Raw genomic sequence first — 13,159 nt, forward strand, 5'->3', positions numbered from 1 at the left:
ACGAGCGTCGCATCTGCACCAGGCGCTGCAAAGGTCGGAGACACTGCCGTCGCGTCACTCAACGTAACAGCAGTCCCGCTCGTCTGGGTCCACATATAAGTCAGTGGATCGCTATCGGCGTCCATTGAGGCCGAGCCATCCAATGTAATACTCGTGCCGGCCACAGCCGTTATCGCTTGATCTGCACCCGCATCAGCTACCGGAGCTGTATTGGTGGCGACGGCTGTAAAGGCGATCCGCACACGGTCCGCCACAGAATCGACCGTGCCATCATTTACGATTAAGTCAAAGAAAAGTGTTTCATCCGCAGCTGGCGCCGGGAAGGTCGGAGAGACCGTATCCGCGCCCGTCAATGTGACGGACGGCGTTCCTGCCTGAACCCACATATAAGTTAGCGTGTCGCCGTCGATATCCGTTGAACCCGAACCGTCCAGCGTAATTGTCGTGCCAGCGGCCGCTGTGATGTCTTGATTAGGCCCCGCATTGGCTTCAGGCGCCGTATTGGTAGCAGAGAAAGTATACGTCACAGTCGCTGTAGCCGGAGCGGAGTCTACAGTGCCATCATTGACGACAAGACTGAACACGAGCGTCGCATCAGCATTCGGCGCGGAGAATGTCGGCATGACAGCCGTCGCATCACTGAGAGCAACCGCTGTTCCGCTGGTTTGTGTCCACATGTAAGTCAACGGGTCACCGTCCAGGTCTGAAGAGGCGGAACCGTCGAGAGTAATCGTTGCGCCGCCAGCCGCTGTGATAGTTTGATCTGCACCCGCATCAGCCGTTGGAGCTGAATTACCTGCTACAAATGTGAAGTTCACTGTTGTTGTGGACGGAGCGGAGTCCAGAGAGCCGTCGTTCACAATAAGGCTAAAGACTAGCGTAGTGTCCGCATTAGGGGTTGGGAACGTAGGCATGGCAATATTGGCGTCGCTGAGTGTAACGGTCGTTCCGCCTGTTTGGGTCCAAGTATAATTTAACGTATCACCCTGAGGATCTGAAGATGCAGCGCCATTCAACGTAACTATTAGCCCTGCATCAGATGTGATATTTTGGTCTGGACCCGCATCAGCCGTTGGCGCCGTGTTAACCGGATCTATCGAATTGGCAATCGCCTCACACTCACCGCCGGCAGCTCGCAGAATAGCCGGAGTAATTTCGGTAGAAGACACAACATCACCATCGCTGGCACCACCTGTGTGATTATCTCTTTCAGTCACATTAAAGAACAAGGACATCGCGCTTCCAACCGACGCAACGCTAAGGTCATACATTGCAGACGCTTGCTCGGTAGTTCCCTTTGTAACAGTTGCGTTCCCATTAGGCGCACCAATAGAGGGGGTTCCGCCAGTGGTCCCGTTTCGAGTAATCCGTGTGCGATATCGATCCTGCCCATTAGTTCGACCGTCAGTATCCACCCCAGTTATCGTGTAGGATCCCGTTATTGTGCATACTCCGCCTGAAGATGTGGCCGATATAGAAGGCGGCACAGTGACATCAACCGCATGCGCACTAAGACTGTAAGTAAGAAAAGTCACAAGCATAACGCTCAGGACTTTTAGTTTAGCCGCAATGCTCCCTGCAGCTAAATAGACACGCTCACGACAGATAAACCGATTAAAATTAGACATACAGCCTCCCAAAACCTCACCCATTTTTACCATTAATAGTATAAATAAGACAAATACAATAAAAAAGTTCAGTAAGACTATACTTTTGTTAATTGAAGTCCCAAGAAAACGGTTAAGTACGGTAGTTTATAATGATAAAAATCGTCCGCAGGATTTCACGGCTTCAATCGTTTAGAGGGCATAAGACTATATAAATTCTGCGAATACAGGAATAAAACTATGAAGAGAAAAGCACATTATATCGCATCAGCATCTTTGTTGACTTTTTTTTCAATGCCAATTAGCAACCGCCGCGCCCGCGGCCGATACGAACAAAGATAGCGTAATTTCAAAAAATGAATTTATGGCAGCGTCAGCGACGCGTTTCGAACTTACCGACAGAGACGGCAACCATGTGCTTTCGAAACAAGAAATTAGTCATTTCCGCAAAGCGCGTCGTTCTCAGCAAAAATCTAGCAGCTTTAACCGCGCCGACATTAACAATGATAACATCATAGACAGGGACGAATTCACACAATATGACTTTCGTCGACATTCCTCCGACCACTCTGCAACGGCTTCTCGTCCAAGCTCACGCCATAAAAAACGTGCAAACAGAAGGAAACAAAGGAACTCTGATCGATATCAAGGGCTGGACGGAAATAAAGACGGACAGATTACGCTCCCAGAATACCAAAGTGCAGCAGAGCAGCTATTTTTGAAGCTCGATTCTAATAGCGATGGCGAGTTGACACGGGGTGAAAATAGAATGCGTAAAGTTTAAGCTGAAACTTAAGGCCCGTTGCGTCTGATAGACCTCACACGTAACTATTGTTGTAAACCTCGATACCTTCATGTGCTGATAACTGATGCCGCGCTAAGGTTATAGATACCTTATTTGGTAAGCACGTAGCTGCACGAAAGTCTTTATTTGGCCGCTAGTTCTTTAAGGCGAGATTTAACCTGCTTGCTCAAAACGATGGAATCCTCGTACGTTTCACCATATTCTAAAAGCTCTACACTCAACGATTGAATGATTTCCGTATAAGCTGGATCCGTGAAATAATTCACGGTCTCTGTAGGGTCTTTTTCTAAATCGAATAACCAAGGTTGCGTCTTAGTCTTCTCAAATACCAGCTTGTAACGGTCGGTAAAAGCACCTGCCCACCCATTATACCTCACAAACGTCAAATCTTTCAATAATGCGCTCTCACGCCCTTCTAACCATGGTGTTAAGTCCCGTCCATCAGTCGTAGTTTGGTCATAGTTTTTAACATCCATAAGACTTAAAACTGTATCCATCATATCGGTGTTATTGGCAGCTTTATCGATGACCGTGCCAGGCTTAATTTTACTCGGGTAGTACACAATGAATGGCACTTTTGCGGAGCCTTCATATGGAACACCTTTGTTGTCACGCCCGTGCTCACCCAAAAGGTCACCGTGATCTGCCGAGAAGATGATGACCGTATTCTCAAGCTCACCAGTTTTTTTTAAAGTTTCGATTATCCGTCCAATATTGTCATCAATCGCTTTGACCATACCAAAATATTGCGTAGTATTTTCGCGTATCATCCGCTGCATATCTGCATTAGATATTTTAGGACGCCCACGATATTGTTCCTTCGTTTTCGGATCTTTAAATTTTGTGGCAGCGTCAATCTCTGGATTCCACCACTTCGGCATGTTGTCATCATAATGCACATTCCATGTGGCCGGAACCTTAATGTCCTCCAAAGCATACATCGTATCATAAGGTGCACGCACAGTATTTGGAGTGTGGGGATCAAGAATGCTAAGAACATGGAAGAATGGTTTATCCGTATCTTTGCTGGCCTTAATGAAGTCCAATGTACGTGTCGTCAGCCAATCAGTCGCAAAGGATGTTTGATCCGTCCCTTTGGGCCTTCTCATAACTTTGGGCGTACCATTTTTATCAAACTTAAAGCCCTTCCAATGACCGCCATTGAACATATAGGCTTTGTCTTCAAATCCGTAACTGTACTCCGGGGCCCACATTGGTTTTTCGTTGCCGATAAGGTGCCATTTGCCAACATATCCTGTCCTGTAGCCCCTATCTGCTAAAACATTTGCAATAGTCGGGACATCTCTTCTTAGTGATTTTCCATTCTTTTCTATGCCATTTGTTTGAGGATAATCCCCTGTAAACATGGCAGCCCGTGACGGCGTACAAGATGGAGATGTTGCATACATGCTTGTCAGGATTGCGCCGTTGTCTGCCAGATAGTCGAGGTTCGGAGTCTCGACAACTGTTTCGCCCCACATTTTAGCCTGAGCCTCGGGCAGCAAGTCACGATAAGCGCCAATGGTTCTGAAATTATGCTCGTCAGTCATAATGTAAAGAAAGTTTGGCTTTCCCTCAGTGCGCGTTTCCAACGAGGCGCTGGCCACAGGTTGGCAGCCAGCCAGGCACAGCCCTAAGAAAGACAAACTAATAAGGGAAATAGAATTCATTTTAAATCCTCTGGCTTCCATAGTATCCACAATTTTATCGTTGGCTCCGGCCTCCCAACCGACGCCACCCACATACTACTTATAGGGAACTTGCATGTTCTTATTTATAGTATAATTGAGAGTATCACGCCGGGGTTTTAAATGTAAAGTCATCCAAGCATAGCACTAAAAGCTTCGCCCTTTGCGAAACTGGTAACATGGAGAACCGAGAACTTGATTTTATCAAACGTTGCTCAACCAATGAAAATTCTAGACGAAAATGGGTGAGTTATTTTCAGTAACTCATCACGTCGATACTCCATTGAACCGCCATCACCGTAGGCAGGCCGGTCATTCTTGTGCCCCATTAACAAACATCGCAAAGCGTAATCAATATTCGCTTCTTGCATGCGTTTCTCAAATGCATGGCGGAGAGAATAGATTACATGGTTCTTCGTCGGCAATAGGTCCCGGTTACGAAAAGCCTTGATGAGATTAGCTGAGACAAGAGTCCCCCTGCCCCTATATTTCTCAAAACCATTTGGAGTTAGCTTCATAGCTTCTAAGGCCACGCCAACAAGCGGAATTTCGCGCTCTGAATCAGGTGTCTTTAACTCTCGGTCATCTCTTGGGCGTATAGATATAAACGGGATTTGCTCTTCCATTTTAATATCTTCTGGCATGAGGTTACAAATCTCACTCATACGTGCCCCAGTTTCTATGAGAACATATATCATAACTTTTAAATCTAGATTGAGGCCATCAAAGAGGCCGGGCACAAGTATACGGTCTCGCACCCACTCATTTTCAAAAGCTTCTACAGATGACTTGCTGGTCCCTGTGAAATGCATATTTCGGAATGGGTTCAGTCTGTCTTCGTCACCAATATATTTGTAGTAGGCTCCATAAAGCCCTCGAATATTTCCAAGATGCCGATTGGCAGTGTTTGGCTTTATCCCGCGCTTACCGTTCTTATTGGTCTTCATCCGGGTTCGCCACCAATCTTCATATTTCAACGCATGCTTCCGAGTAATTTCGTCCATATTGAGGTCACCCATCACCTCAATAAAATAGTCTCTTGATGTCCGCTTTACTTTCTTCCAGCTATAGAGCTGATCGGCATCTTTGTTATATTGGTCATCAAATGATATCTTCTCAAGATATAACTCAAAAGCTTCTGAGACTCTCATCGCAGTATGAACGGGTTTCTTTATAGCCCCCAAAAGCGAGTCAGTGACATGCTCAGTCGCTACCCCTTTTGGCCCTGCGGTTTGCTCTAGGTGATTCAGCCTCTCTAATATTTCCTGTGTCGTGCCATCCTTTGCAAGTACGTCAGTGGGTATGTAAGCGAAGCCCAGAGCTAACGCGCGTGAAGCGGCGGCTAAGTGTCGTTTTTTTTCAACTTCACGCGTGGCAGCGCTTACGCCGCCATTGGCTGCAGATTCGACGCATAGTACTTGCCAGAAAGCGTTATCCGCAACCTCTAAGGCGTCACGCCTGACCCTGGCGTCTTGCAATGAAACTGTCTTAAGGGAGTGCCGTATTAGCGCACGAGGCTCTACATGTTTGAATCGCTTAGGTGGGCGCCGATTATAATACCAGCGCTTACCCTTTAAGAGTAAAAATCTATCTGGGTCAGACGCCTTAGACATAGTGTTTGTGTGCAAATTTGTGTGCAGTTTTGTGTGCAAGTTTTGCGCTACACATAGACATAAGAAAACCTCAGTTCTAAAAACTGAGGTTTATCATGCACTTATCAATCTGTCCATTCCGAAAAATGGCGCGAGTGACGGGACTCGAACCCGCGGCCTCCGGCGTGACAGGCCGGCGCTCTAACCAACTGAGCTACACCCGCGCAAATCATTGCGCTTAGCGAGCGCGCTTACTAGCCGCGCCCTATAGACCCGTCAACACGGATTCACGTTTGTTATGCAGAAAACTCATCTTTTATGAGACAAAATTTCTGACAGGTTGAAAGCCCTGAAGGGCAATCAATTTATAAAAATTTCAGGAAGATGTTTTGAAAATGGTGGGCGGTAACGGGTTCGAACCGCTGACCCTCTCGGTGTAAACGAGATGCTCTACCAGCTGAGCTAACCGCCCCCATGGACGAAGACGCGCTATATCGCCCGTGTCTGATTTTTGCAACGCCTTTTATGCAGAATTAATGCGCGACAACATTTCCCGTACCGCCTTCGCTGCGGCTGATAATGCCAGCCAGATCAGCGGCGTCCTGCGCCGTCCATTCAATCGCCGTAATCGGCGCGACAAGCGCATGTTTCAAGACTTCATCGACATGGCTAACCGGGATGATAGTCATACCTTTTTTGACATTGTCAGGCACGTCCGCAAGGTCTTTTTCATTCTCCTGCGGGATGATAACCGTTTTCACACCGCCGCGTAGAGCCGCCAGCAATTTCTCTTTCAATCCGCCGATCGCCGTGACGTGACCACGCAAAGTCACCTCGCCGGTCATGGCGATGTCTTTTTTGACTGCAATGCCGGTCAGCACAGATACAATCGCCGTGGTCATGCCGATCCCGGCGGACGGCCCGTCTTTGGGCGTAGCTCCGTCCGGGACATGAACGTGAATATCAGTGCTGCGGAAGGTCCGCGGACTAATACCAAATTCAGGTGCCCGCGATTGCACATAGCTATTGGCCGCGCTGATGGATTCTTTCATCACGTCTTTCAGGTTACCTGTGACTTTCATCATGCCTTTACCGGCCATGGAGACCGCTTCAATGGTTAGAATGTCGCCGCCGGTTGAGGTCCATGCCAGGCCCGTCACAACGCCGACGCGGTCATCTTTATCGGTCTCGCCGAATTTAAATTTGCGAACGCCCAGATAGTCGCCAAGCACTTCAGGCGTAATCGTGACGGATTTAAAATCTCCGCCGACAATCTTGCGTAGCGCTTTGCGCGACAGGCTGGCCAATTCGCGCTCCAGCGAGCGCACGCCCGCTTCGCGCGTATAATAACGCACAATATCGCGAAGTGTCGCATCTGTAATATCCAGCTCGCCTTTTTTAAGGCCATGATCTTTGATCTGTTTGGGAATTAAATGACGTTTCGCAATCTCGACTTTTTCGTCCTCAGTATAGCCCGGGATACGGATAATTTCCATGCGGTCCAGCAAAGGCTGCGGCATGTTCAGGCTGTTCGCCGTTGTGATAAACATGACATTGGAAAGGTCGTAATCGACCTCCAAATAATGATCATTAAACGTGCTGTTTTGTTCCGGATCTAAAACCTCCAATAGGGCGGAGGACGGGTCACCGCGAAAATCGCTACCCATTTTGTCGATCTCATCGAACAGGAACAGCGGATTATTATGCTTGGCTTTTTTCATGGACTGGATAACGCGTCCGGGCATAGAGCCGATATAAGTGCGGCGATGCCCGCGGATTTCACTCTCATCACGCACGCCGCCCAGCGACACACGCACAAATTCACGGTTGGTCGCGCGCGCAATCGAGCGCCCAAGGGATGTCTTGCCTACGCCCGGAGGGCCGACAAGACACAGAATCGGGCCTTTAAGTTTTTTGGTGCGGGTCTGCACAGCCAAATGCTCGATAATACGCTCTTTGACTTTTTCGAGGCCGTAATGATCCGCGTCCAGAATATCCTGTGCTTTGCCCAGATCTTTCTGCGTGCGCTTGGTTTTTCCCCACGGCACGGAGAGCAGCCAATCCAGATAATTGCGGCTGACATTAGCCTCGGCGCTCATCGGGCTCATCTGTTTGAGCTTTTTGATCTCAGCATCAGCTTTATTGCGCGCTTCTTTGGTCAGCTTGGTTTGCTCAACTTTCTCAACAAGCTCGCCAATTTCGTCATTGGCTTCTTCACCGCCGCCAAGCTCAGTTTTAATCGCCTTCATTTTTTCATTGAGATAATATTCGCGCTGCGTTTTTTCCATCTGGCGTTTAACGCGGCCGCGGATTTTCTTCTCAACCTTGAGCACGCTGATTTCGCCATCCAGCAATGTAAATATTTTTTCCAGGCGTTTGGATACGGACAACTCTTCGAGCAGGGTCTGTTTCTGGTTCATTTTGACGTTCAAATGCACGGCGACAACATCGGCCAGACGCGACGCAGACTCGGCCTCAGCTACTGAGGTCGCAACCTCCTCGGCAATTTTTTTGTTCAGTGAGACATAGCTCTCGAAATGTTCGGTGACACTGCGCATCAGCGCTTCGGTTTTAGACGGCGCTTCATCGATATCGACAAGCGGCTGAGCAAACGCTTCGAAATAATCATCATTATCGGTAAATTTGTCGACCTGCGCGCGCATCTCACCTTCGACCAGCACGCGAACCGTGCCGTCAGGCAGCTTAAGAAGCTGCAAGATCGTGGCAATACAGCCCTTGTGATGAATATCATCAATTGTCGGATCATCATCCTTGGCGCTTTTCTGCGTCAGAAGGAAAATCCGTTTTTCGGACTTCATAACTTCTTCCAGAGCTTTGACGGACTTATCGCGCCCGACAAAAAGCGGCACCACCATATGTGGAAACACCACGATATCGCGGAGCGGAAGAACAGGAAGGCAGATTGGCGCATCACTCATTAGGCATACCCTTATCAAATTCAGACAGCGATTCGTCACCGCTGTCTTATGAAGGTGGGATAGCCCGCCGTTTAATTCAACCGCGCGGGTGCAGTTAAGACGCTTTTTCCTGCGCCTTACTCTGCTTTGCATAAATTAGCAGCGGCTGGGCTTTCCCGTCCACCACTTCACCATTGATGACGACTTCTTCTACGCCGTCATAAGACGGTAGGTCGTACATTGTATCGAGCAAGATGCTTTCCATAATGGACCGCAATCCACGCGCGCCTGTTTTTCTCAAGATAGCGCGTTTAGCGATGGCCTTAAGCGCTTCTTCGTTAAAGGTCAGACGCACATCTTCCATAGCGAACAGCGCTTGATATTGTTTCACCAGCGCATTTTTCGGCTGGGACAAAATCGTGACCAAAGCCTCTTCATCCAGATCCGTCAGCGTGGCAATGACGGGAAGACGGCCGACAAATTCCGGAATAAGGCCAAATTTAACCAGATCTTCAGGCTCAACCTGCTGCAATATCTCACCTGTTTTGCGTGTTTCGACATCTTTGACATTAGCGCCAAAGCCGATTGAGGCTTTTTCGCCGCGATTCGAGATGACTTTATCCAGTCCGGCAAAGGCCCCGCCCACGACAAATAGAATATTGGTTGTATCGACCTGCAGGAATTCCTGCTGTGGATGCTTGCGGCCGCCCTGCGGCGGTACGGAGGCCACAGTGCCTTCCATAATCTTGAGAAGCGCTTGCTGCACGCCTTCGCCCGATACGTCTCGGGTGATGGAGGGATTGTCGGATTTACGGCTGATTTTATCGACTTCGTCAATATAGACAATGCCGCGCTGCGCGCGCTCAACATTGTAATCCGCGCTTTGCAGCAATTTGAGAATAATATTTTCAACATCTTCACCGACATAACCGGCTTCGGTTAATGTCGTTGCGTCCGCCATCGTAAAGGGAACATCGAGAATGCGCGCCAGTGTCTGCGCCAGGAGCGTTTTACCGCAGCCTGTTGGTCCGACCAGCATAATATTGGATTTCGCCAGCTCGACTTCAGAATTTGCGCCGGCGTGGTTCAAACGCTTATAATGATTATGAACGGCAACAGAGAGCACACGCTTAGCCATGCTTTGGCCAATGACATAGTCATCCAGAACGTCGCAAATCTCTTGCGGTGTCGGCACACCTTCTTGCGGTTTGCCCACAGAGGCTTTGCCCTCTTCGCGGATAATATCCATGCACAGCTCTACGCATTCATCACATATAAACACGGTAGGTCCGGCAATTAGCTTGCGAACTTCGTGTTGTGACTTCCCGCAGAACGAGCAGTAAAGCGTATTCTTAGAATCGCTTCCGGCAGATTTGCTCATATTTTCTCCCAGTGTCGCGCTGACAATTACATATCAGCTCCACTTTGCAATTTTTATGCCCTAGGGCCGTTACCATGACCGAATATGACAGTTAAGTTACAATATCATTGATACCGTGCTGTCAATATCGCGGCTTTAGCCCGGAAGGACGTCTTTTGTATCCGTACGGCTCTCATAAACATGATCGACAATGCCGAAATCCTTGGCTTCCTGCGCTGTCATAAAGAAGTCACGGTCCAGCGTTTTCTCAATCGTCGCGTATTTCTGGCCGGTATGTTTAACGTAAATCTCGTTCAGGCGCTTTTTCATCGCCAGAATATCATTGGCGTGACGCTGGATATCAGAAGCCTGACCGCGGAAGCCGCCCGACGGTTGATGAACCATGACGCGCGCATTGGGCAGTGCCACGCGCATATCTTTCTCGCCGGCACATAATAGAAGCGAGCCCATAGAGGCCGCCTGCCCCATTACAACCGTGCTAACCGGCGCTTTGATATACTGCATGGTGTCGTAAATCGACATCCCCGCCGTCACAACGCCGCCCGGACTGTTGATATACATGCTGATTTCTTTTTTCGGGTTCTCTGATTCTAAAAACAGAAGCTGCGCGCAGATCAGGCTGCTCATCCCGTCCTCGACCACGCCCGTCAGGAAGATAATGCGTTCCTTCAGCAGGCGGGAGAAAATATCAAATGCGCGTTCACCGCGGCTGGTTTGCTCCACGACCATCGGAACGAGGTTCATCATAACGTCTTTAGGATCTTGCATCTTTATTCCTTAAATAAATTTCTCACCGCGACTCGCGCCGATCTTCAGACACTGTGGTGAACAAAAAGTGTTACCGTTATATTGATATGCCCATCTTTAATGGCAAGAGCGTATGTGGGTTTGGTTCAGTTTTAATTAGCAGTCTCACAGCCTTAGGCATTAGAATGATCACTATCTAAGCCCAAACTTACAGGATTACCTTGAATATCGGTTTCAATTAGAAACGTTAGCGTCTTCGTTTCGTTCATATAGACCCCGGATGGATTAGAATTTTATGAGACACGGGACGCGGATTTAAGCAAACAAAAAGCCCGGCGCAAAGGCCGGGCTGTTCAATTCGTAACCTAAGTCAAAGACTAAATGCCTTCGTCTTCGGCAAAGAGAACGTCGCGTTTAACTTTTTTGTCTTTGACTTCGGCGGCTTCGATGATCAGGTCCACGACCTTTTCTTCATAAATCGGCGCGCGAAGCTGGGCGACAGCATTCGGGTTCTTTTGGTAGAATTCGAACACTTGCTGCTCTTGACCCGGATAGTTGCGGGCTTCGCGAACCATAGCGGCTTGCAGCTCTTCATTAGTGATTTGGATGTCCTGCTTGGAGCCCATTTCCGCTAAAACGAGGCCAAGACGCACGCGGCGCTCGGCAATCTTGCGGTAATCTTTCTCAAGCTGCTTATCTGTTTTCTTGGAGTCGTCCTCGTCAAGCTGTCCGGCTTCTTTTTCAGCCTGAACCTGCTGCCAGATCGCGCCGAATTCGGCTTCAACCATGCCCGGCGGCAGATCGAAATCATGGAGTTTGTCCAGCTCATCTAAAATGACGCGCTTAAGCTTCATGCGCGACTGACCGTCAATTTCGGCTTTGGCTTGATCACTAATGGCGGCTTTGAGCGCGTCCATATCAGCCACGCCGAAACGCGCGGCAAATTCATCGTTCATCTCGGCGTCTTGCGCGCCCTGGACTTCATGCACTTCAGTTTCAAATACCGCGTCTTTACCGGCCAGATCTTTAGCCTGGTAATCTGCGGGGAAAGTGACTTTCACGTCCAGCTTGTCACCGGCTTTAACGCCGACGAGCTGCTCTTCAAAACCGGGGATGAAAGAGTTGGACCCCAGTACAAGCTGATGGCCTTCCATCGCGCCGCCGTCAAAGGCCTCGCCGTCAACGCGGCCGGTAAAGTCGATCAGAACCGCGTCGCCGTCTTTGGCTTTGGCGGTTTTGGCTTTTTTCTTATAGGTTTTTTGGCCTTCGCCAAGCTTTTCAAGACGCTCTGTAATGTCTTTATCGTCAACATCCATGGTCAGGCGCGTCAGCTTAAGTTTTGACGGATCAGCCGGTTCAAATTCAGGAATAATCTCGACAGACAATTTATAGTCCAGATCCACATCACCCGTGGTCAGCTTTTCCGCATCAGACTTCATTTCAATTGAGGGCTGTACGGCGGGACGGAGCTTTTTCTCTTCGAGAACTTTCTGACTGGTCTCGGTCACAGTCTCAGTGATGACATCGCTCATGATCGATTTGCCGAACATTTTACGGATATGAGAGACAGGAACCTTGCCGGGACGGAAGCCCTTTAAGCGCACTTCGCCCTTCATTTGTTCAATCTTGGCTGTCAGCTTAGTCGCCAGTTCGTCTTTGGGGACGATAACTTCATAAATATGTGACAGACCTTTGGTGTCGACGTCTTTAATTTGCATGGTAATATCCTACGCTCGGGCGGGCGGCATGTGATTATATCTGGCCCGGGGAATCTAATTAGCGCGCCTTATAGCGGCTCGCGCGCGCAAGGCAACATGCCACAGCGTCCATTCACATCAATTTTGCAGAGCTTGTCGGCACAGCGGAATCGCTCAACACTCCTGCCTTCACGACTTTCATTGTCGCCGCCATACCTTTCGGGATGCTTTTATCAGACATGTGGCAATACTGACCGGGCTATCCGGCCGCCGCGTGTCGCAGAATGTACTCGCCAGATACATATACGCGGCAACACCGGCAAAATTCTGTTCAGCGTGCGGTTTTTACCGCTGGCACGCATTTCCGCCAAAGCCTGCGCCAATGATGAGCGTCTTGATCTCTTCGGGCAAGCCAGTCTGCACGGAAGGGCTAGGCCGCGTCGAAGCGGGCTTTATTCTCCGCCATCCAGCGCATACCGTCTTCTTTGGTTTTGCTACTGTCATTCATGACGTCGCTATGCGCCGTCTTGTAATGCGGCATCAGCTTTTGCATCCAGTCGTCGAAAGTCTCCGCGCTTGCTTTGTGATCACATAAATCGCATGTCAGGGTTTTCATAATCGTCTCCTATTCATTCGTGTAGACCCATTAAAGCGGTATATGCAATGATTTGCATATTAAGGCCTGCGCCATTACGCTGTTCTAACATTCTTATTACTGCCGGAC

The 13,159-nt window shown here is 49.0% G+C and carries 9 protein-coding genes and 2 tRNA genes; 1 reads left to right on the forward strand and 10 read right to left on the reverse strand.

Annotated elements, in window-relative coordinates; translation table 11 throughout:
• The coding region (locus H142_RS16940; RefSeq protein ID WP_233341561.1) for a PKD domain-containing protein at nucleotides 1-1,271 on the reverse strand (1,271 nt) is incomplete at its 3' end.
• A 700-nt stretch (nucleotides 1,272-1,971) separates the two neighbouring features.
• Between H142_RS16940 and H142_RS16765 the strand changes: the two genes are divergently transcribed.
• Nucleotides 1,972-2,391, forward strand: coding sequence for an EF-hand domain-containing protein (locus H142_RS16765; protein WP_156811872.1), 420 nt, complete (start codon nucleotides 1,972-1,974; stop codon nucleotides 2,389-2,391).
• 143 nt (nucleotides 2,392-2,534) lie between these two features.
• On the opposite strand, the gene H142_RS0103440 is transcribed toward H142_RS16765, so the two are convergent.
• The 9 genes from H142_RS0103440 to H142_RS0103485 all read right to left on the reverse strand — a co-directional run bounded on the left by H142_RS0103440 (nucleotide 2,535) and on the right by H142_RS0103485 (nucleotide 13,051).
• Nucleotides 2,535-4,082, reverse strand: coding sequence for a sulfatase family protein (locus H142_RS0103440; protein ID WP_233341563.1), 1,548 nt, complete (start codon nucleotides 4,080-4,082; stop codon nucleotides 2,535-2,537).
• Between the two features lie 233 nt (nucleotides 4,083-4,315).
• Entirely contained in the window at nucleotides 4,316-5,578 is a 1,263-nt protein-coding gene (locus tag H142_RS0103445; RefSeq protein WP_017930706.1) for a site-specific integrase, read from the reverse strand.
• Between the two features lie 261 nt (nucleotides 5,579-5,839).
• A tRNA-Asp gene (locus tag H142_RS0103450) sits at nucleotides 5,840-5,916 on the reverse strand.
• Nucleotides 5,917-6,088: 172 nt separating this feature from the next.
• Nucleotides 6,089-6,164: transfer RNA gene (locus tag H142_RS0103455), tRNA-Val, on the reverse strand.
• Nucleotides 6,165-6,225: 61 nt separating this feature from the next.
• The gene (gene lon, locus H142_RS0103460; RefSeq protein ID WP_017930707.1) at nucleotides 6,226-8,631 is read right to left on the reverse strand and encodes an endopeptidase La; all 2,406 of its coding nucleotides are present in this window, start codon (nucleotides 8,629-8,631) and stop codon (nucleotides 6,226-6,228) included.
• Between the two features lie 94 nt (nucleotides 8,632-8,725).
• Nucleotides 8,726-9,991 (reverse strand): ATP-dependent Clp protease ATP-binding subunit ClpX, encoded by a 1,266-nt coding sequence (clpX, locus tag H142_RS0103465; RefSeq protein ID WP_026147758.1) that lies wholly within the window; start codon nucleotides 9,989-9,991, stop codon nucleotides 8,726-8,728.
• Nucleotides 9,992-10,126: 135 nt separating this feature from the next.
• Complete coding sequence (locus H142_RS0103470; RefSeq protein ID WP_017930709.1) at nucleotides 10,127-10,759, reverse strand: ATP-dependent Clp protease proteolytic subunit; 633 nt, start codon at nucleotides 10,757-10,759, stop codon at nucleotides 10,127-10,129.
• Between the two features lie 356 nt (nucleotides 10,760-11,115).
• Nucleotides 11,116-12,456 (reverse strand): trigger factor, encoded by a 1,341-nt coding sequence (tig, locus tag H142_RS0103475; protein WP_017930710.1) that lies wholly within the window; start codon nucleotides 12,454-12,456, stop codon nucleotides 11,116-11,118.
• Between the two features lie 409 nt (nucleotides 12,457-12,865).
• Entirely contained in the window at nucleotides 12,866-13,051 is a 186-nt protein-coding gene (locus tag H142_RS0103485) for a hypothetical protein (protein ID WP_017930712.1), read from the reverse strand.
• Nucleotides 13,052-13,159: the final 108 nt, after the last annotated feature.

Source organism: Robiginitomaculum antarcticum DSM 21748 (assembly GCF_000365025.1).
Classification (GTDB): domain Bacteria; phylum Pseudomonadota; class Alphaproteobacteria; order Caulobacterales; family Maricaulaceae; genus Robiginitomaculum; species Robiginitomaculum antarcticum.

Bases quoted from the DNA above. Each gene is read 5' to 3' on its own strand.
- clpX (WP_026147758.1), bottom strand. From the start codon at position 9,991: ATGAGCAAATCTGCCGGAAGCGATTCTAAGAATACGCTTTACTGCTCG.
- tig (WP_017930710.1), bottom strand. From the start codon at position 12,456: ATGCAAATTAAAGACGTCGACACCAAAGGTCTGTCACATATTTATGAA.
- H142_RS0103485 (WP_017930712.1), bottom strand. From the start codon at position 13,051: ATGAAAACCCTGACATGCGATTTATGTGATCACAAAGCAAGCGCGGAG.
- H142_RS0103470 (WP_017930709.1), bottom strand. From the start codon at position 10,759: ATGCAAGATCCTAAAGACGTTATGATGAACCTCGTTCCGATGGTCGTG.
- H142_RS0103440 (WP_233341563.1), bottom strand. From the start codon at position 4,082: ATGAATTCTATTTCCCTTATTAGTTTGTCTTTCTTAGGGCTGTGCCTG.
- lon (WP_017930707.1), bottom strand. From the start codon at position 8,631: ATGAGTGATGCGCCAATCTGCCTTCCTGTTCTTCCGCTCCGCGATATC.
- H142_RS16765 (WP_156811872.1), top strand. From the start codon at position 1,972: ATGGCAGCGTCAGCGACGCGTTTCGAACTTACCGACAGAGACGGCAAC.